We start from the raw sequence: 17,894 nt of genomic DNA on the forward strand, positions 1-17,894 counted from the left end.
GGCCCGGCCCCCCGGACCCCCGTCCCACGTCTTGAACGCTCGCGCCGACCGCGGGCCGGCGCGGCGGCGTAAGGGCGGACGGGGAACAGGGCTCCGCAACCCGCCGCCGCCCCCTCACCGCGGTGGCGGTGGCGGCGGCGGGTTCAAAGGCTTCGGCGGAGGCGGCGGACCTCCCGGCGGGGGAGGCGGAACGAACGGTTCCCGGCGGGGCGGCTTCGACGTCCTGGGCGACCTGGGCGACCTGGGCGATCCGGGCGACCAGGGCGGGACGCCGGTCACGGTCACGTCCCAGGAGCCGTCCGCCTCCCCGCCCCCCGCGGGCCGCGGACCACCGGGCGGGGGCCCGCCGTACGGTCCGGCACCGGAGTACGGGGCCGTGGGCGCCCCGGGACCCGGCCACCCCGGTACGGGCCACCCGGGTGCGGGCCCCGGCGCGCCGGCCGACCGGGGCAGGGCCGACCGCCCCCGGGGAACCAGGGCCGCACCCGCCGCACCGGCCACCGCCCCCCAGAGCGCGCCCAGCAGCAGCGCGTACAGCACGTCCCCGCGCAGCTCCACCCCCGCGTCCACCGCGTCCACACCCGGCACCGCGAGCGAGGCTCCCGCTGAGAAGCCCGTCAGCCACACCAGCACCGCCAGGGCCACCCCGGTGGCGGCCGACAGCCGCGCCGCGCACCCCAGGACCCCGCGCGCCGGTGTCCGTACGGCCGCCAGTACGCCCGCGTAGAGCAGCAGCACGGCCGCCCCCGCGACCAGCAGCCAGATCCGTCCGTCGTACTCCGCCAGGCGGGCCACCGTCACCGGATCCCGCGCGGGCCCCGCCACCAGATCGTCCAGCGGATCGGGCAGCAACCGGGCCGGAGCCCCGGTGACCTGGCCGCGGACCGGCACGAACAGCCCCGACAGCACCCCCAGCCAGCTCCCGTTCGGCGCCCCCAACAGGGCTCCGCCCAGCACCCGACGGGGGTGGTCGTCGCCCAGCGCCGCCCACACCGCCGCGGCCCACCCCGCCGCCACCGCGACCAGCAGCATCGCCACCACCGCCGAGACCACCGGACGCAGCCGGGCCGCCGTGGCCGGCCCGCGCCGCGAGACCAGCAGCGCGAGCGCCAGTACGGCGAGCACCCAGAGCCCCGCGCCCAGCAGGGTCGGCCCCAGCTCCACCGAGAACCCCACCCGGGTCCGGGTCTCGATCAGGTCCCCGACGCGGTCCGGGAGCAGCCCGCCGATGTCGCCGATCCCCGGGATCTCGACCTTCGCGGGGGTCCTCGGCAGCGGCAGCGTCCCGTCGAGCGTGACCGCGTCGTGCCCGGCCCACGCCAGTGCGCCCGCCGTCGCGACGAACAGTGCCGCGAGGACCGCCACCCTGGCCGCCGTCTCCCCGTGGCCCGCCCCGGCCCGCAGCGAACGCAGGAACAACAGCGCCAGGACCAGCGCTCCGGCCAGTGACACCCCCAAGGGCATCACGTCCAGGGAGGTTTCGGCGCCCGCGCCGGTGACTCCGAGGACCGAGACGTCACCGGAGGGGGTCACGGTTCCACCGACCGCGAGGACCACGGCGGCGGCCGTCATCGCGCCGAGCGAGCCTTCCGTGGCACCGGCGTCGGTACCGGCGGCGGCACCGAAGGCCGCGGCGTCGGCGCCCAGCAGGTGCAGCCCGACTCCGGCCACTCCCGCCATCACGATCAGGGACCAGCCCACGGTGGCGACGGCGGACAGCAGCACGTCCCCCCAACGGATGCGGCGCATACGGTGAACCCCCGATGCCTACCGAGCGGTACGCGACGGGACCACCGGGCGAGAAGTCCCGTATCTCACTCTCCGGGTGACTTTCGACCCCGTCAACGGGCAGTCGTAGACGCCCCGGCAAGGCCCGGATTCCACATACGGCTGTAGGCCTGAAATAGTTCCCCCGGATGTTCGCCATCCCTAGACTCCCTGACGTCATGGGGGATTCTCGGGGGACTTAAGTGGGGCTGGAGTGCCGGAACTCGTACTGGAATTGAATGGAAGGACCTGGACGCTCGATCCGTCCAGGTCGTACTCGCTGGGGCGTGACCCCCAGGGAGACGTGGTGATCGACGATGCCCGGGTGTCGTGGCGGCATGCCACCATCACCTGGAACGGCCGGGGTTGGGGCATCGAGGACCACGGCAGCACCAACGGCACCTACGTGCACGGGGCCAGGGTCCAGCAGACCGAGCTCGTGCCCGGCACGCCGGTCCACCTGGGCAACGCGACGGACGGCCCGCGGCTGAATCTGAGCACCGTCGGAGCCGCTGCGCCGCAGCCGGCCGTGGCGCAGCAGGCACAGCAGGCACAGCAGGCCCCGGCCCAGGCGTACGCCCAGCCGCAGGCCCCGGCCTACCAGGTCCCGCAGCAGCAGCCCCAGCAGCAGGCCTGGGAACAGCAGCAGCACGCGCAGCAGCCGCCTCAGCAGCAGCAGGTCCACCTCCCGCACCAGCAGGGCGCCGCGGCTCCCCACCTGGCGCAGGGCGGGGCCCCGGCCTACGGGGACCGCAGCCCGACGACGTTCCACCAGCTCTCGCTGGGCCACGTCATGCGGATCGGCCGTGCGCTGGAGAACGAGCTGGTGGTCTCCGACCTCCAGGTCTCCCGCCACCACGCCGAGTTCCGCTCGATGCCCGGCGGCCGCTTCGAGATCCACGACCTCGGCAGCCACAACGGCACCTACGTCAACGGTCAGCCGCTGGCGAAGTCCGGCACCGCGCTGCTCGGCCCGAACGACATCGTCGGCGTCGGCCACTCGACGTTCCGGATCGTCGGCGACCGCCTCGAGGAGTTCGTCGACACCGGCGAGGTCTCCTTCTCGGCCCGCCACCTCACGGTCACGGTCGACGGCGGCAAGCAGATCCTCAAGGACGTCACCTTCGGCGTCCCGGAGAAGTCGCTGATCGGCGTCATCGGACCCTCGGGCTCCGGTAAGTCCACCCTGCTCAAGGCGCTGACCGGCTACCGGCCCGCCGACCAGGGCGACGTCCTCTACGACAACCGCAACCTGTACAAGCAGTTCGCGGAGCTCCGCCAGCGCATCGGCCTGGTCCCGCAGGACGACATCCTGCACAAGGAGCTGCGCGTCCGTACGGCCCTGAAGTACGCGGCCAAGCTCCGCTTCCCCGGCGACACCGCCGAGTCCGAGCGCGCCGCCCGTATCGACGAGGTGCTGCGCGAGCTCAAGCTCGACATCCACAAGGACAAGAAGATCACCGCGCTCTCGGGTGGTCAGCGCAAGCGCGTGTCCGTGGCCCTGGAGCTGCTCACCAAGCCGTCGCTGATCTTCCTGGACGAGCCGACCTCGGGCCTCGACCCGGGCATGGACCGCGACGTCATGCAGCTGCTGCGCGGCCTCGCCGACGACGGCCGCACGGTCCTCGTCGTCACCCACTCGGTCGCCGAGCTGGCCATCTGCGACAAGCTGCTGGTCATGGCCCCGGGCGGGTCGGTCGCGTACTTCGGTCCGCCGGACGAGGCGCTGAACTTCTTCGGCTACACCACGTGGGCGGACGTGTTCTCGGCCTTCGAGAACTACCGTGACTACGACTGGGCCGGCCGCTGGAAGGGCTCCCAGCACTACCAGCTCTACGCCGCCGACATCGACGCGGTCGCCCCGCAGTCCGTCGCGATGCCTCCGGCCCAGCACATGCGCCCGACCAAGCCGCAGGGCTGGGGCTCGCAGCTGTGGACGCTGATGCGCCGCTACGTCTCGGTGATCGCGTCGGACGTGGGCTTCCTGGCGCTGATGGTGCTCCTGCCCGCGGTCCTGGGCGTGGTCTCCACGGTGATCCCCGCGAAGTTCGGTCTCGCGCCGCCCGTCGCGCCGTCCCGCTTCAACGGCGACGCCGGCACGATCATGCTGATCCTCGCGGTCGGCATGTGCTTCTCGGGCGCCGCCAACTCGGTCCGAGAGTTGATCAAGGAACGGGTCATCTACGAGCGAGAACGCGCGACGGGCCTGTACCGCTCCGCGTACCTCATGTCGAAGGTGATCGTCCTCGGTGTCATCACGGCCATCCAGGGCGTGATCATCTGCGCGATCGGCTTCTTCCCGCGCGACCTGCCCGCCGAGGGCCTGATCATGCCGCCGGCCGTCGAGATCTGCCTGTCGGTCATCGCGCTCGGCTTCACCTCGATGATGTTCGGCCTGGTGATCTCCTCGCTGGTGAAGACCGCCGAGAAGACCATGCCGCTGCTGGTCATGTTCGCGATCGTCCAGGTCGTCTTCACCGGCATCCTCTTCCAGGTGTACGACTCCCCGGGCCTGGAGCAGTTCGCCTGGCTGATGCCGTCCCGCTGGGCCATCGCCGCCGCCGGCACCACGCTGAACCTCGGCAAGCTCATGCCGCCGTGGGACGCGGAGAACCCGACGAACACCGACCCGCTCTGGGACGCCACGATCGGGCAGTGGAGCCTGAACATCACCATCCTGCTGCTCATCGGCGTCGCCTGCGGCTTCGCGGTGCAGCGCCTGCTGCGCCGCCACGAGCCCGAGGTCATGCGCGCGGGCAAGTAGGACCCGGGCGCGCGGGCGGCAGGACCGCTCGCGCGCACGACGAACGCCTCAGGGCGGCATCCGGAAGTCCGGGTGCCGCCCTGAGGCGCATGGGGGGTTTGGGTACGTCAGGGCCTAGTAGGCGCTGTTGACGTTGTCCATGGAGCCGTAGCGGTCGGCCGCGTAGTTGCAGGCGGCGACGATGTTGGCGACCGGGTCGTACTGGTCGAACTTGGTGCCCTTGACGTGGTACGCCTTGAAGGTCGGAAGGATGACCTGGAGCAGACCCTTGCTGGGGATGCCGTTCTGGGCGTTGATGTCCCAGTTGTTGATCGCCATCGGGTTACCGCTGGACTCGCGCATGACGTTCTTGTGGATTCCGGCGTAGGTGCCCGGAATGCCCTCCTTCTTCATGATGAAGAGGGCTTCCTTGATCCAGCCGTCGAGGTTGTTCGCGAAGACCGGGGTGCGGGCGGCGGAGCGGCTGGCGGCAGCCTTCTGCTCGCGGGCCTTCTTCGCGGCGGCCTCGGCCTTGGCCTTCGCGTCGGCGTCGGCCTTGATCTTGGCGGCGGCCTTGGCGTTCGCCTGGGAGATGACGTTCTGCGCGGAGAGGTGGCCCTGCAGCGTCTTCGTCTGCGCGCCACCGACGGCCTGGGTCCAGGCGACGGGGGCGGCGTTGACCGTCTGGACCTCGGCGGCGCCGGCCGGTGCGAGGGAGAAGGCGACGGCGGCGGCGCTCAGGGTGGCGACACCGGCGATGGACAGCTTGTGTGCCTTCGTCAGACGACTGTGACCGGGGATACGGGAAGCAGACATGGCGGGGCAACCTCTTCGAATAGCGGGAGTCGCAGGAAGGCGCTTTGTGGATCCGGGGATCCGCGGTGCTGTGCGACGGGAGCAATTCTTAGCGGCGGCAAAATCCTGTGGCAAAGGTGTGACGTACGATCCTGCTTAGTGGATCACGCGCGGGCGCCGAGGCCCGATTTCAGGCCTCGGCGCTAGGTGGGACAGCACTGACAGGGTCTTTATCCGTCCACTAGGCGACTTCGTAAGTGATGTGGGTCCTATGTGCGGGGTCACATCGGACATGTACCGGTTTCACCGTGCGTTGCTAGAGCAATGCATATGGTCACGGCTCTCATCCTTGAGTAGCAGATGGACGTCCCCGAACTCGTGCCAAAGGCAGAGTCGGGCCCGTGCCTCGGCGTACCCGAGCCGTACCGCGGCCCGCCCTGCGACCGCCTCCAGCATCAGCAGATGGGACGCCTCGGGCTCGTGCAGCCCGGTCAGCAGCCCGTCCACCACCCGTACCCCGCGCTCGGGGGTCACCACCAGATCGGTCCACCCGGCCGCCGGGCGCACCCGCCCCCGCGCGTCCGCCGCCGACTCCAGGGCCCGCACCGCCGTGGTCCCCACCGCGATGACCCGTCCGCCGGCGGCTCGCGCGGCGTTCACCAGCCCCGCCGTCGTGGCGGACACCTCGTACCGCTCCGGGTACGGCGGCTCGTGCGCCTCCTGCGATGCCACCCCCGTGTGCAGGACGAGCGGGGCGAACTGCACCCCCCGGCTCACCAGCCGCGCCACCAGCTCCGCCGTGAAGGGTCGGCCCGCGCTCGGCATCTCCGCCGAGCCCGCCCCGTCGGCGGCCGGCTCCGCGAACACCGTCTGATAGGCCGAGAGCGGCTGGTCCCGCTGCGTGTACGCGTACCGGATCGGCCGCCCGTAGGCCCGCAGCAGCGCCGGTACCCCGTCCGCCGCGGGGGAGGGCCGGGCCGAGGCTCGCGCCGAGGGCGGCGACGAGGGCCCGGCCGAGGCTCGCGCCCACCACAATCGGTCCGCGTCCGCCGCCAAGGGCTCCTCCAAGGTCAGCCGATACCCGCCCGGCAGCTCCAGCGCCGCCCCGGCCGGCCCCCCGGCGCGTCGCCGGGTCGTCCCGTCACCGGCCGGCTCGCGCAGCTCCACCGCCCAGCGGCCGTCGTCGCCACGGGTCGAGAAGTGCACCACCAGGTCCTCGCCGCCCAGCCGGGCGTCCACGGCGGCCGCCAGTGTGGCGGAGGTGTTCACCACCAGTACGTCCCCGGCCCGCAGCAGCCCCGGCAGCTCCCGGAAGGCGTGCAGCGACACCTGCTCGCAGCCCCGGGACACCAGGAGCCGTACATCGTCGCGCCCCCGCCCGGGCCCCCGCTGCTCGGCCGGAATGCGGGCCAGCAATTGTGGCGGTATGTCCGTTATATATAGGGCCTCCTCTCGGAGGGCCCGCTCGCCGCTCACCGCCCGGCCTCCGCATCGGCCTCCGCCGCCAGCTCCGGCGCCGTGTACCGCCCGCTCGGCAGCCCCCGCTCCACCAGCCGCAGCAGCACCGGAGCCACCTCCTCCGGTGTCGGCAGCCCCGTCAGGTCCTCGCCCGGCTCGGCCGCCGCCATCATCCGCGTCCGCATCGACCCCGGATCGGCCCACCACACCCGCAGTCCCGGCTCCTCCACCGCCAGCACGGCCGACATCAGGTCCCCCGCCGCCTTGGTCGCCCCGTACGCCCCCCACGTCGCGTACGCCACCACCGCCGCGTCCGAGCTGATGTTCAGCACCGCCCCGGCCCGCGCCGCCCGCAACAGCGGCAGCCCCTCCTGGACCAGCCCCAGCGGCCCCACCACATTGACCTCGAAGGCCTCCCGCAACCCGTCCAGCGCGTGCTCGGCCAGCGGCACCAACGGCTCGGCCCCGAGCACCCCCGCGTTGTTCACCAGCAGGTCCAGCCCGCCCAGCTCCCGCGCCGCCGCCACCAGCGCCGCCCGGTGCGCCGCCGAGGACACGTCCCCGGCCACCGCCACCACCCGGGCCCCGCCCGCCCGCGCAGACCCCGCCGCGGCCTCCTCCAGCGCCGCCGCACCCCGCGCGCTCAGCACCAGGTCCCAGCCCCGCGCCGCCAGCTCCCCGGCCAGTGCCCGGCCGAGCCCCCTGGACGCCCCCGTCACGATCGCCACCGACATGACAGCACCCTCACCTTCCGTACCGATCAGCAGATGCCCCCAACCTAGGAACGGCCCACCCCCCACCGCGTCGGCCACGAGCCCCACCCCGGCAGGGCCCTTCGACCTACGTCCACGGCCCGATCCCGCAGGTCAAGGCCGCGGGTACGGTGAGCCCATGACCGGTAGCACCCCGCACGGCGGGCCCCCCAGCGGCCTGGCCGCCGTGAGCACCGCCCTGCTCGCCATGAGCCGCCGCCTGGAGGTCCGCGACGTCCTGCGCACGATCGTCGTCTCCGCCCGCGAGCTCCTGGACGCCGAATACGCGGCCCTGGGCGTCCCGGACGACCACGGCGGCTTCGCCCAGTTCGTCGTGGACGGCATCAGCCCCGAGCAGTGGCGCCGCATCGGCCCGCTGCCCCGCCAGCACGGCATCCTCGCCGCGATGCTCCACGAGGGCGGCCCCGAGCGCCTGGCCGACGTACGCCAGGACCCGCGCTTCGAGGGCTGGCCGGCCGCCCACCCGGAGATGTCCGACTTCCTCGGCATGCCCGTGCGCGACGGCGAGGAGACCCTCGGCGCCCTCTTCCTCGCGAACAAGCGCGGCGGGTCCCCGGGCGGCCGCGAGGGCTTCACCGACGAGGACCAGGAACTCCTCTCCCTCCTCGCCCAGCACGCGGCCATCGCGCTCACCAACGCCCATCTCTACGAACGCAGCCGCGAGCTCACCATCGCCGAGGAACGCTCCCGGCTCGCCCACGAGCTGCACGACGCCGTCAGCCAGAAGCTCTTCTCGCTCCGCCTCACCGCCCAGGCCGCCGCCGCCCTCGTCGACCGCGACCCGGCCCGGGCCAAGGACGAGCTCCAGCAGGTGGCCGCCCTGGCCGCGGAGGCCGCCGACGAACTGCGCGCCGCCGTGACCGAGCTGCGCCCGGCCGCCCTGGACGAGGACGGGCTGGTCGCCACCTTGCGTACGCACGTCCACGTGCTCGACCGCGCCCACACCGCGCACGTCACCTTCACCTGCGAGGGCGTACGGGCCCTGCCCGCGACCCAGGAGGAAGCGCTGCTCCGCGTCGCGCAGGAGGCCCTGCACAACGCCCTGCGCCACTCGGAGGGCGACCGCGTCGAGGTGACACTGGCCCGGACGCCCGCCGGGGGAGCGGTCCTCACGGTCCTCGACACCGGCAAGGGATTCGACCCCCAGGTGGTCCGCCGGGCGGGCCGTCATCTGGGCCTGGTCTCCATGCGCGACCGCGCGAGCGGCGTCGGCGGCCGGCTCACCGTGCACTCGGAGCCCGGTCGGGGCACCACGATCGAGATGGAGGTCCCCGGTGGCTGAGCACACCGGCCGCGGCGGCAGCGGCATTCGGGTACTGCTGGTCGACGACCACCAGGTGGTCCGGCGGGGCCTGCGCACCTTCCTGGAGGTCCAGGAGGACATCGAGGTGGTCGGTGAGGCCTCCGACGGCGAGGAGGGCATCGCCCGCGCCGAGGAGCTGCGGCCCGACGTGATCCTGATGGACATCAAAATGCCGGGCACCGACGGCATCGAGGCGCTGCGCAGGCTGCGCGAGCTGGCGAATCCGGCGCGGGTGCTGATCGTCACCAGCTTCACGGAGCAGCGGACCGTGGTCCCCGCCCTGCGGGCCGGCGCGGCCGGCTACGTCTACAAGGACATCGATCCGGAGGCGCTGGCCGGAGCCATCCGCTCGGTCCACGCGGGCCACGTGCTCCTCCAGCCGGAGGTGGCCCTGGCCCTGCTCTCCCAGGAGGACCAAGGCGCCCCGGCGGGCCGGCCCGGCTCGCTGACCGACCGCGAACGCGAGGTCCTGGGCCTGATCGCCGACGGGCGCTCCAACCGCGAGATCGCCCGCGCCCTGGTGCTGTCCGAGAAGACGGTCAAGACCCACGTCTCGAACATCCTGATGAAGTTGGACCTTTCCGATCGGACCCAGGCCGCATTGTGGGCGGTCAGGCACGGAATCGCGGAGTGAATCGACAGTAAATCGGACCGTCTCGTTCCGGACTGAGATTCATACGGTCGGGTGTATGTAGCCCACATGGCGTATCCCGAGCGTGGGCCGGCCGTTCTTCCATGCGTGCCGCGACGGCTGGTCGCGGCAGACGTACTGGAGGACGAGAACGTGAAGAACTTCAAGAAGGCCGCAGCCGTCACCATGATCGCGGGCGGCCTCCTCGCCGCCGGCGCCGGTGTCTCCTCGGCGCACGGCGGTGCGTCGGCGGAGGGCGAGGCCCTGAACTCGCCCGGCGTGGCCTCCGGGAACCAGGTCCAGGTTCCCGTGCACATCCCCGTGAACGTGGTGGGCAACACGGTCAATGTGATCGGCCTGCTCAACCCCGCCTTCGGCAACACCGGCGTCAACGCCTGACCCGCCCCGCCCCGGCCCCGCTTCCCCACCTCTCCCTGGGAAGCGGGGCCGGGGCGGTGTGCCGGTCGGGCGACCCCCGCGCGAGCCTCGCCCCGCCGCCCGACCGGCCCCCCTAGCGTGACCGGCATGACGAGGAGCCGGGGCGTCGCCCTACGTACTGTCGGTGTGCTCTGCGCGGCGGCGACCCTGACAGGACTGGTGGCCGCACCGCCCGAGCGGCCCGGTCGCCTCGTCTACGTGGCGAACCTCCACTCCGATACGGTCTCGGTCGTCGACACCCGCTCCGACACCGTCGTGGACAGCGTCTCCGTGGGGGACGGGCCCGACAGCGTGGCCCTCGATCCCGACGGGTCCCGCCTCTACGTCACCAACTCCGCGGCGGACACCGTGTCGGTGGTCGACACCCGCACCAGGACAGTCGTCGAAACTGTCGGAGTCGGGCACGAACCGAGCAGGGTGACGGTCTCCCCGGACAACAGGAACGTCTACGTGGCCGACGTCGGCGCGGGCACCGTGTCGGTGATCAGCACCCGCACCCTCACCGTCACGGACACCATCGCCGTGGGCGACGCGCCCCTGGGCCTGGCGGTGACACCGGACGGACGCACGCTGTACGTCGCCACCGCCGGCGCCGACAGCGTCTCCGTGGTCAGCACCGACAGCGGCACGGTCACCGGCACCGTCCCCGTGGGCAGCGGACCCACCGCCCTGGCCCTCGCCCCCGACGGCCGACACCTCTACGTCTCCAACCTCACCTCGGACGACGTGTCGGTGGTCGACACCCGGACCCGCACGGAGACGGACCGCATCCCGGTCGGGGACCAGCCGGCGGGCATCGAAGTACTACCGGACGGCGGCCGCGTCTACGTGGCCGACGTCGGCGCGGGAACCGTGTCGGTGATCAGCACCCGCAGCCGCACCGTCACGGACACCATCGCCGTGGGCGACGGTCCCAACGGTCTCGCGGTCGGCCCTGACGGCTGCAGCGTCCACGTCAGCAACTTCGACTCGGACACCTTGTCGGTGATCGACACGAGAACGGGCGGGACGGCCACGGTCCCGGTCGGCGACGGCCCGACCGGCGTCACGGCGCAACCGACACCGCGCTGACCCGGGGCGCGCCCACCCAGCTCACTCCCAGCCCCGCCGGCGTTCGAGGCGCGGGGTGTGGGGCGGAGCCCCACGATGCCCGGCGCAGCCGGGGCCGCCCGCGCAGCGGCGGCGCACCCGATCCCCCCGCCCGGGGGTCACCCCCGCTCGCGCGCCTCGACGGCCGAGTTGTACGCCGCCACCAGCGCCCGCCGAGCGACCCGCTCGACCGGCCGCAACGCCTCCGCCCGCGCCGCCATCTCCGAGGCGGCCACCGCGCCCCCGTGCCCGTTCTCGTACGCCAGCGACACCATCAGGTCCACCCGCTGCGCCAGCGCCAGTACCCGCACGGCCCGCGGCGGGTATCCCGGGGCCAGCGCCTCCCGTCCGGCCTCGGCCCGTGCCCGGTACGCCGACAACGCGGCCTCCGCCACCGGCCCGGACCCCGCCACGTCCAGCCGGGTCAGCACCTCGGTCGCCTCGCGCAGCGCCTCCGCGAGCTCCCGCTCCGCCTCGCTCAGCGAGGGCACGTCGGCCGGCGGGGCCTCCCGGACCGGCAGCACGTGCCAGGTCACCGACACGTGCGCGTCCCCGGCCGGCCCGGCCTCGGACACCTCCGGCACCAGACCCAGCGCCGCCCCCACCGCGACGACCGCCTCCTCGGCCTCCAGCGCCCGCGCGTTGAACTCCGGCGGCCCGCTCAGCCCCAGCGGATGCCCCGGCGCCGGCAGTGCCACCCGTAGACCGGACACCCCCAACGCGCGCAGCCGGCCGAGCGCCAGGGTGAGCCCGACCGGGCCCGTCTCGCCCGGCAGCCCCTCCACCCGGTGCACGGCGTCCTCGCCCACGATCGACAACACGGCCTCGTCGGGCGAGACCAGACCGGCCAGCAGTGCGTTCCCCCAGGCGGCCAAGCGCCCTGAACGTGGTTCGAAAAGCATCCCCCTACTTTACGGATCGGCCCCGGCACCGGGCCCCGGCCCCGGAGCCCGCTCCGAGTGGCGTAGGTTTTCCCATAGGGGCTGCGTCTACCGGCGCGCACAGCAAACCGTGACTGCAAGGGGTGACAACACGCTCATGAGCGATGTTCTGGAGCTGGTGGACGTATCCGTGGTCCGCGAGGGCCGGGCTCTGGTGGACCAGGTCTCCTGGTCGGTGAAGGAGGGGGAGCGCTGGGTGATCCTCGGCCCCAACGGCGCCGGCAAGACCACTCTGCTGAACCTCGCCTCCAGCTACCTCTTCCCCACCAAGGGCTCCGCCACCATCCTCGGCAGCACCCTCGGCAAGGTGGACGTGTTCGAGCTGCGCCCCCGCATCGGTGTCGCCGGCATCGCGATGGCCGACAAGCTGCCCAAGCGGCAGACCGTCCTGCAGACCGTCCTCACCGCCGCGTACGGCATGACGGCGACCTGGCAGGAGGAGTACGAGGACGTCGACGAGCAGCGCGCCCGCGCCTTCCTCGACCGCCTCGGCATGACCGAGTACCTCGACCGCAAGTTCGGCACCCTCTCCGAGGGCGAGCGCAAGCGCACGCTGATCGCCCGCGCCCTGATGACCGACCCCGAGCTGCTGCTCCTCGACGAGCCCGCCGCCGGTCTGGACCTCGGCGGTCGCGAGGACCTCGTACGCCGCCTCGGCCGCCTGGCCCGCGACCCGCTCGCCCCGTCGATGGTCATGGTCACGCACCACGTCGAGGAGATCGCCCCCGGCTTCACCCACGTCTTGATGATCCGTCAGGGCAAGGTCGTCACCGCGGGCCCGATCGACCTCGAACTGACCTCCCGTAACCTCTCCCTCTGCTTCGGCCTCCCGCTGGTCGTCGAGCGCAACGGGACCGACCGCTGGACCGCCCAGGGCCTTCCCCTCGGCTGAACCCCTCTTACGGGTCGCCGCACCCTGTCCCGACCGCGCCCACCCGACCTACCATGACCATGTGGACATCGACGCGTGGGTCTGGTGGCTCATCGGCGCGGTCGGACTGGGCATCCCCCTCGTCCTGACCGCCATGCCGGAGTTCGGCATGTTCGCGGTCGGGGCGGTCGCGGCCGCCGTCACGGCCGCCCTCGGCGGGGAAGTGGTGGCCCAGGTCCTGGTCTTCGTCATCGTGTCGGTCGCGCTCATCGCCGTCGTACGGCCGATCGCCAACCGCCACCGCGACCAGCGCCCCCAACACCGCAGCGGCATCGACGCCTTGAGGGGCAGATCCGCGGTCGTCCTGGAACGGGTCGACGGCAGCGGCGGCCGCATCAAGCTCGCCGGCGAGGTCTGGTCCGCACGCAGCCTCGACGCGGACACCAGCTTCGAACCCGGCCGGTCCGTCGATGTGGTGGAGATCGACGGGGCGACCGCCGTCGTCATGTGACAACCAGCCTGCTCGCGGCCCCAAGGTCTGCGAGACTCCGATCAACGGGGCAGCACAGACAGCCGGAAGGGCACGGGGAACCGCATGCAACCGATCATCATCGTCCTGATCATTCTGGTGGTTCTGGTCTTCATCGCACTGGTCAAGACGATCCAGGTGATCCCGCAGGCCAGCGCCGCCATCGTCGAGCGGTTCGGCCGCTACACCCGCACCCTCAACGCGGGCCTCAACATCGTCGTCCCGTTCATCGACTCGATCCGCAACCGGATCGACCTCCGCGAGCAGGTCGTCCCCTTCCCGCCGCAGCCCGTCATCACCCAGGACAACCTGGTCGTCAACATCGACACCGTCATCTACTACCAGGTGACCGACGCGCGGGCCGCGACCTACGAAGTGGCCAGCTACATCCAGGCCATCGAGCAGCTCACCGTCACCACCCTCCGCAACATCATCGGTGGCATGGACCTGGAGCGGACCCTCACCTCCCGCGAGGAGATCAACGCGGCCCTGCGCGGCGTCCTCGACGAGGCCACCGGCAAGTGGGGCATCCGCGTCAACCGCGTCGAGCTCAAGGCCATCGAGCCGCCGACCTCCATCCAGGACTCGATGGAGAAGCAGATGCGCGCCGACCGCGACAAGCGCGCCGCGATCCTCCAGGCCGAAGGTGTCCGGCAGTCCGAGATCCTGCGCGCCGAGGGTGAGAAGCAGTCCTCCATCCTGCGCGCCGAAGGTGACGCCAAGGCCGCCGCACTGCGCGCCGAGGGCGAGGCCCAGGCCATCCGCACGGTCTTCGAGTCCATCCACGCCGGCGACGCCGACCAGAAGCTCCTCGCCTACCAGTACCTCCAGATGCTTCCGAAGATCGCCGAAGGCGACGCCAACAAGCTCTGGATCGTGCCGAGCGAGATCGGCGACGCCCTCAAGGGACTCTCCGGCGCCATGGGCAACTTCGGCCCCATGGGCGGCGGTTCGGGCTTCAACCCGCAGAACGCCGGCAAGGACGGCGGCGGCATCCCGGCCGCACGGGACAAGGACGGCGCGGAACGCCGCGAACAGCCCCCCATCGACTGACCGGCCACCCCTTCATGCATGATCGGTGAGGCCCCTCGACCTTCATGGCGGGGAGGCGACTCACTCATGCAAAGGGGATGGCATCGTCCATGTCCATCTGGGAATCACTCGCTGTCTTCGCCGCCGGTATCGGCGCGGGCACGATCAACACCATCGTCGGCTCCGGCACCCTGATCACCTTCCCGGTGCTGCTCGCCACCGGCCTGCCCCCGGTCACCGCCAACGTGTCCAACACCCTCGGCCTGGTGCCCGGGTCGATCAGCGGAGCCATCGGCTACCGCAAGGAGCTCCAGGGACAGCGCGCCCGCATCCTGCGGCTCGGCTCCGTGTCCCTCGTCGGCGGACTCGCGGGCGCGATCCTGCTCCTCACCCTGCCGTCCGAGTCCTTCGACACGATCGTGCCCGTCCTGATCGCGCTGGCCCTCGTCCTCGTCGTCCTGCAGCCCCGACTCGCCGCCGCGCTGCGCCGACGCGAGGAAGCCGCCGGAGGCGACACCCGCCACCCCGACGGCGGACCGGCCCTGCTCGGCGGCATGCTGCTCTCCAGCGCGTACGGAGGCTACTTCGGCGCCGCCCAGGGCGTGCTCTACCTCGGCCTGATGGGCCTGCTGCTCCGCGAGGACCTGCAACGCGTCAACGCCGTCAAGAACGTCATCGCCGCTCTGGTCAACGGCATCGCGGCCGTCGTCTTCCTCTTCGTCGCCGAGTTCGACTGGACCGCCGTCGTCCTCATCGCCATCGGCTCCACGATCGGCGGCCAGATCGGAGCCAAGGTCGGCCGCCGCCTCTCGCCGACCATCCTGCGCGCGGTCATCGTGACGGTAGGCATCCTCGCCATCGTCCAACTGCTCATCAGCTGAGCGACGTAGAAGAACTACGTCGCTCAGCTGATCCGCATCCATCAATACGGCGGATCCGGCTAGGCGGACCGCTCCAGCCACTCCGGGAGCGCATCCCGCCCAGCCACCCCCAGGGCCAGCAGCATCGCGTCCGCCGGCGACGGCACGAACGGCTTCCGGAGGAGCGGCATCCCCGCCTCCTCCGGAGTCCGCGCCGCCTTGCGGTGGTTGTCCTCGGCGCAGGAAGCCACCGTGTTCAGCCAGGTGTCCCCACCCCCCTGGGCCCGCGGCAGTACGTGGTCCACGGTCGTCGCGCGCTTCCCGCAGTACGCGCACCGGTGCTGGTCCCGGACCAGCACCCCCCTCCGTGACCAGGGAGCATGTCTTCGGAAGGGCACCCGGACATACCTGCAGAGCCTGATCACCCGGGGCATCGGAAGATCCATGGTGGCCGCGCGCACACGCAGCTCGGGGTGCGACTGTTCGACGACGGCCTTGTCCTGGAGCACCAGAACCACGGCACGATTCAGAGTCACTGTCGACAGCGGCTCGAAGCTCGCATTCAGCACCAGCGTGTCCCGCATCTCGCCCACCTCCCGTGTGCAGGCCCGCGACCACCCTGGCGGCAAGGCCCGGAACCACTCTGGCCGCGCGCGCCACGCGGGACAACGCAATAAAAATGCCCGGTCCTGGCCTTCTTTAGACCAGGACCGGGCAAACGCTCGAGGAACGATCAGCCGAGAGGTGGCTCGGGCCCGAGCCCGAAGCCGGTCAGAACCAGTTGCGCTGCGAACCGACCGACGCGATCCACTGGTTCAGGTATGCCGCCCAGTCCGTGTCCTGGTACGACTGCAGCCCCACCTGGAAGCAGCGGTAGGTGTCGCTGCCCTCGGTGAACAGACCCGGCTTCTTGTCCATCTCCAGCACGACGTCCATCTCCCGGCCGTCGGAGATGAAGGTGAGCTCGACCTGGTGCAGCCCGCGGTACTGCGACGGCGGCAGGAACTCGATCTCCTGGTAGAAGGGCAGCGACTGGCGCGTCCCGCGGATGTGCCCGCGCTCCATGTCCGCGCTGCGGAAGGTGAAGCCGAGCTGGCGGAAGGCATCGAGGATCGCCTGCTGCGCCGGCACCGGGTGCACGTTGATCGCGTCGAGGTCACCGGCGTCCACCGCGCGAGCGATCTCCAGCTCGGTGCTGACCCCGATGTTCATCCCGTGCAGGTGCTGCCCACCGAAGTGGGTGATCGGCGTCTCCCAGGGGATCTCCAGCCCGAAGGGCACCACGTGCAGCGCGCCGGGCTGAACCTTGAACGCACCGCCCAGACGCTGCTTGGTGAAGACGATGTCCTGCTTGTACTCCTGGTCCCCGCCCTCGACCTCGACCCGCGCCTGCAGCCCGACGGACAGCCCCTCGATCTGCTGCTCCACGGATCCACCCTGGATCCGGACCTCGCCCTGGACGATTCCGCCCGGCACGACGTTCGGCTCGGTGATGATCGTGTCGACCGAAGCACCACCGGCGCCCAGGCTCGCGAACAGCTTCTTGAAGCCCATGCTCTAACTCCCCTTGAAAGGATCTGGCGACTACGCCGCGACTACCCCGTATCAACGCGGAACCTTAGGCCCCGGTTCCAGGTGGACGCGTTCCACTACGCTCGACCGGATGAGCGCGCGCCCTGACCGTACGCCCCTGCCCAGGTCCTTCTTCGACCGCCCGGTCCTCACCGTGGCCCCGGACCTCCTGGGCCGCACCCTCGTCCGCCGCACGACGGACGGACCCCTCGAACTGCGCATCACGGAGGTGGAGGCCTACGAGGGGGAGACCGACCCCGGCTCCCACGCCTACCGCGGCCGCACCGCCTGCAACGCCTCCATGTTCGGTCCACCCGGACACGCGTACGTCTACTTCATCTACGGCATGTGGTTCAGCCTCAACCTGGTGTGCGGCCCCCCGGGCCGTGCGAGCGGGGTACTGCTGCGCGCGGGCGAGGTTACGGTGGGGGCCGACCTGGCCACCAAACGTCGAGTTTCAGCCAGAAGCCCGAGGGAACTGGCCAAGGGCCCGGCCCGCCTGGCCACAGCCTTGGACGTGGACCGCTCCCTCGACGGCACCGACCTCTGCGCGGGCCCCGATTCCCCCTTGTCCCTGCTTACGGGCACCCCGACCGCGGCGGACCTGATGAGCAGCGGCCCGCGTACGGGAGTGGGCGGAGCCGGCGCGGCCCACCCGTACCGCTTCTGGATCACCAACGACCCGACGGTGAGCCCGTACCGCGCCCACGCACCACGCCGCCGCTCAACTTGACTCGGACCTTCCGGACCCCTAACGTAGTCCGAGCCGCTTGAACGGGCACTGCTATCAGCAGCCTCCCGGAGCGGCCAACCCACTACCTACGACTTACCCCTGGCGGGGTCCTATTCGGCATGCCCGAATTCCTGGCCAGTGGCTCGATTATGAGCCGCAAGGGATAAGCGCTAAAGTGGTGGAGCGCCGAAAGGCAAAGACCCCCAACGGTCACCGAATTCAAATCCACCGCCGGAAACGGCGCGGAAATGATCTGGTAGAGTTGGAAACGCAAGAACAGAACGAAAGCCCGGAGGAAAGCCCGAGAGGGTGAGTACAAAGGAAGCGTCCGTTCCTTGAGAACTCAACAGCGTGCCAAA

General features: G+C 71.5%; 18 protein-coding genes. 10 read left to right on the forward strand and 8 right to left on the reverse strand.

Annotated elements, in window-relative coordinates; all coding sequences use genetic code 11:
• Positions 1–114 precede the first annotated feature (114 nt).
• Entirely contained in the window at positions 115–1,749 is a 1,635-nt protein-coding gene (locus BCL76_RS28845; protein ID WP_109782279.1) for a streptophobe family protein, read from the reverse strand.
• A 232-nt stretch (positions 1,750–1,981) separates the two neighbouring features.
• Between BCL76_RS28845 and BCL76_RS28850 the strand changes: the two genes are divergently transcribed.
• The gene (locus BCL76_RS28850) at positions 1,982–4,531 is read left to right on the forward strand and encodes an FHA domain-containing protein (RefSeq protein ID WP_109782280.1); all 2,550 of its coding nucleotides are present in this window, start codon (positions 1,982–1,984) and stop codon (positions 4,529–4,531) included.
• Positions 4,532–4,645: 114 nt separating this feature from the next.
• Here the strand turns inward: BCL76_RS28850 and BCL76_RS28855 are convergent, their stop codons facing one another.
• The 3 genes from BCL76_RS28855 to BCL76_RS28865 form a co-directional block, all read right to left on the reverse strand.
• Entirely contained in the window at positions 4,646–5,326 is a 681-nt protein-coding gene (locus tag BCL76_RS28855) for a transglycosylase SLT domain-containing protein (RefSeq protein ID WP_109782281.1), read from the reverse strand.
• A 282-nt stretch (positions 5,327–5,608) separates the two neighbouring features.
• Positions 5,609–6,781, reverse strand: a complete 1,173-nt coding sequence (locus BCL76_RS28860) for an S-adenosylmethionine:tRNA ribosyltransferase-isomerase (protein WP_258309948.1) — start codon at positions 6,779–6,781, stop codon at positions 5,609–5,611.
• Positions 6,778–7,497, reverse strand: coding sequence for an SDR family NAD(P)-dependent oxidoreductase (locus BCL76_RS28865; RefSeq protein ID WP_109782282.1), 720 nt, complete (start codon positions 7,495–7,497; stop codon positions 6,778–6,780). The genes BCL76_RS28860 and BCL76_RS28865 overlap by 4 nt, the downstream gene beginning before the upstream one ends.
• 157 nt (positions 7,498–7,654) lie before the next feature.
• Between BCL76_RS28865 and BCL76_RS28870 the strand changes: the two genes are divergently transcribed.
• The 4 genes from BCL76_RS28870 to BCL76_RS28890 all read left to right on the forward strand — a co-directional run bounded on the left by BCL76_RS28870 (position 7,655) and on the right by BCL76_RS28890 (position 10,979).
• Entirely contained in the window at positions 7,655–8,818 is a 1,164-nt protein-coding gene (locus BCL76_RS28870) for a GAF domain-containing sensor histidine kinase (RefSeq protein ID WP_109782283.1), read from the forward strand.
• A complete protein-coding gene (locus tag BCL76_RS28875) occupies positions 8,811–9,473 on the forward strand; it encodes a response regulator (protein WP_181382770.1) in 663 nt (220 codons plus the stop codon). The genes BCL76_RS28870 and BCL76_RS28875 overlap by 8 nt, the downstream gene beginning before the upstream one ends.
• 150 nt (positions 9,474–9,623) lie before the next feature.
• Positions 9,624–9,869, forward strand: coding sequence for a chaplin (locus BCL76_RS28880; RefSeq protein ID WP_109782337.1), 246 nt, complete (start codon positions 9,624–9,626; stop codon positions 9,867–9,869).
• Between the two features lie 126 nt (positions 9,870–9,995).
• Entirely contained in the window at positions 9,996–10,979 is a 984-nt protein-coding gene (locus BCL76_RS28890) for a YVTN family beta-propeller repeat protein (RefSeq protein ID WP_109782284.1), read from the forward strand.
• A 137-nt stretch (positions 10,980–11,116) separates the two neighbouring features.
• On the opposite strand, the gene BCL76_RS28895 is transcribed toward BCL76_RS28890, so the two are convergent.
• The gene (locus BCL76_RS28895) at positions 11,117–11,899 is read right to left on the reverse strand and encodes a hypothetical protein (protein WP_109782285.1); all 783 of its coding nucleotides are present in this window, start codon (positions 11,897–11,899) and stop codon (positions 11,117–11,119) included.
• Positions 11,900–12,035: 136 nt separating this feature from the next.
• On the opposite strand from BCL76_RS28895, the gene BCL76_RS28900 reads away from it, so the two are divergent.
• The 4 genes from BCL76_RS28900 to BCL76_RS28915 all read left to right on the forward strand — a co-directional run bounded on the left by BCL76_RS28900 (position 12,036) and on the right by BCL76_RS28915 (position 15,251).
• The gene (locus BCL76_RS28900; RefSeq protein WP_030720092.1) at positions 12,036–12,830 is read left to right on the forward strand and encodes an ABC transporter ATP-binding protein; all 795 of its coding nucleotides are present in this window, start codon (positions 12,036–12,038) and stop codon (positions 12,828–12,830) included.
• A gap of 61 nt (positions 12,831–12,891) precedes the next feature.
• Complete coding sequence (locus BCL76_RS28905; RefSeq protein WP_109782286.1) at positions 12,892–13,320, forward strand: NfeD family protein; 429 nt, start codon at positions 12,892–12,894, stop codon at positions 13,318–13,320.
• A gap of 84 nt (positions 13,321–13,404) precedes the next feature.
• Positions 13,405–14,391 carry an SPFH domain-containing protein gene (locus BCL76_RS28910; protein ID WP_030720088.1) on the forward strand — a complete coding sequence of 329 codons (987 nt, stop codon included), beginning with the start codon at positions 13,405–13,407 and terminating at the stop codon, positions 14,389–14,391.
• Between the two features lie 89 nt (positions 14,392–14,480).
• Complete coding sequence (locus BCL76_RS28915; RefSeq protein ID WP_109782287.1) at positions 14,481–15,251, forward strand: sulfite exporter TauE/SafE family protein; 771 nt, start codon at positions 14,481–14,483, stop codon at positions 15,249–15,251.
• Positions 15,252–15,310: 59 nt separating this feature from the next.
• Here the strand turns inward: BCL76_RS28915 and BCL76_RS28920 are convergent, their stop codons facing one another.
• Both BCL76_RS28920 and BCL76_RS28925 read right to left on the reverse strand, forming a co-directional pair.
• On the reverse strand, positions 15,311–15,814 hold the full coding sequence (locus BCL76_RS28920; protein WP_109782288.1) for an HNH endonuclease: 504 nt from the start codon (positions 15,812–15,814) through the stop codon (positions 15,311–15,313).
• 187 nt (positions 15,815–16,001) lie between these two features.
• The gene (locus BCL76_RS28925; protein ID WP_109782289.1) at positions 16,002–16,784 is read right to left on the reverse strand and encodes a sporulation protein; all 783 of its coding nucleotides are present in this window, start codon (positions 16,782–16,784) and stop codon (positions 16,002–16,004) included.
• Positions 16,785–16,893: 109 nt separating this feature from the next.
• Between BCL76_RS28925 and BCL76_RS28930 the strand changes: the two genes are divergently transcribed.
• Entirely contained in the window at positions 16,894–17,535 is a 642-nt protein-coding gene (locus BCL76_RS28930; RefSeq protein ID WP_109782290.1) for a DNA-3-methyladenine glycosylase, read from the forward strand.
• A 170-nt stretch (positions 17,536–17,705) separates the two neighbouring features.
• Here BCL76_RS28930 and BCL76_RS39425 read toward each other — a convergent pair.
• Positions 17,706–17,894: hypothetical protein (locus tag BCL76_RS39425; RefSeq protein WP_219933984.1), on the reverse strand; the 189-nt coding region annotated here is incomplete at its 5' end.

Origin of the sequence: Streptomyces sp. CG 926 (genome assembly GCF_003148825.1) — a bacterium.
Lineage (GTDB): Bacteria > Actinomycetota > Actinomycetes > Streptomycetales > Streptomycetaceae > Streptomyces.

Excerpts from the sequence above, each read along its gene's own strand:
- BCL76_RS28910 (WP_030720088.1), top strand. The coding sequence starts at position 13,405 with ATGCAACCGATCATCATCGTCCTGATCATTCTGGTGGTTCTGGTCTTC.
- BCL76_RS28865 (WP_109782282.1), bottom strand. The coding sequence starts at position 7,497 with ATGTCGGTGGCGATCGTGACGGGGGCGTCCAGGGGGCTCGGCCGGGCA.
- BCL76_RS28920 (WP_109782288.1), bottom strand. The coding sequence starts at position 15,814 with ATGCGGGACACGCTGGTGCTGAATGCGAGCTTCGAGCCGCTGTCGACA.
- BCL76_RS28845 (WP_109782279.1), bottom strand. The coding sequence starts at position 1,749 with ATGCGCCGCATCCGTTGGGGGGACGTGCTGCTGTCCGCCGTCGCCACC.
- BCL76_RS28870 (WP_109782283.1), top strand. The coding sequence starts at position 7,655 with ATGACCGGTAGCACCCCGCACGGCGGGCCCCCCAGCGGCCTGGCCGCC.
- BCL76_RS28925 (WP_109782289.1), bottom strand. The coding sequence starts at position 16,784 with ATGGGCTTCAAGAAGCTGTTCGCGAGCCTGGGCGCCGGTGGTGCTTCG.
- BCL76_RS28900 (WP_030720092.1), top strand. The coding sequence starts at position 12,036 with ATGAGCGATGTTCTGGAGCTGGTGGACGTATCCGTGGTCCGCGAGGGC.
- BCL76_RS28895 (WP_109782285.1), bottom strand. The coding sequence starts at position 11,899 with ATGCTTTTCGAACCACGTTCAGGGCGCTTGGCCGCCTGGGGGAACGCA.
- BCL76_RS28855 (WP_109782281.1), bottom strand. The coding sequence starts at position 5,326 with ATGTCTGCTTCCCGTATCCCCGGTCACAGTCGTCTGACGAAGGCACAC.
- BCL76_RS28930 (WP_109782290.1), top strand. The coding sequence starts at position 16,894 with ATGAGCGCGCGCCCTGACCGTACGCCCCTGCCCAGGTCCTTCTTCGAC.
- BCL76_RS28890 (WP_109782284.1), top strand. The coding sequence starts at position 9,996 with ATGACGAGGAGCCGGGGCGTCGCCCTACGTACTGTCGGTGTGCTCTGC.
- BCL76_RS28915 (WP_109782287.1), top strand. The coding sequence starts at position 14,481 with ATGTCCATCTGGGAATCACTCGCTGTCTTCGCCGCCGGTATCGGCGCG.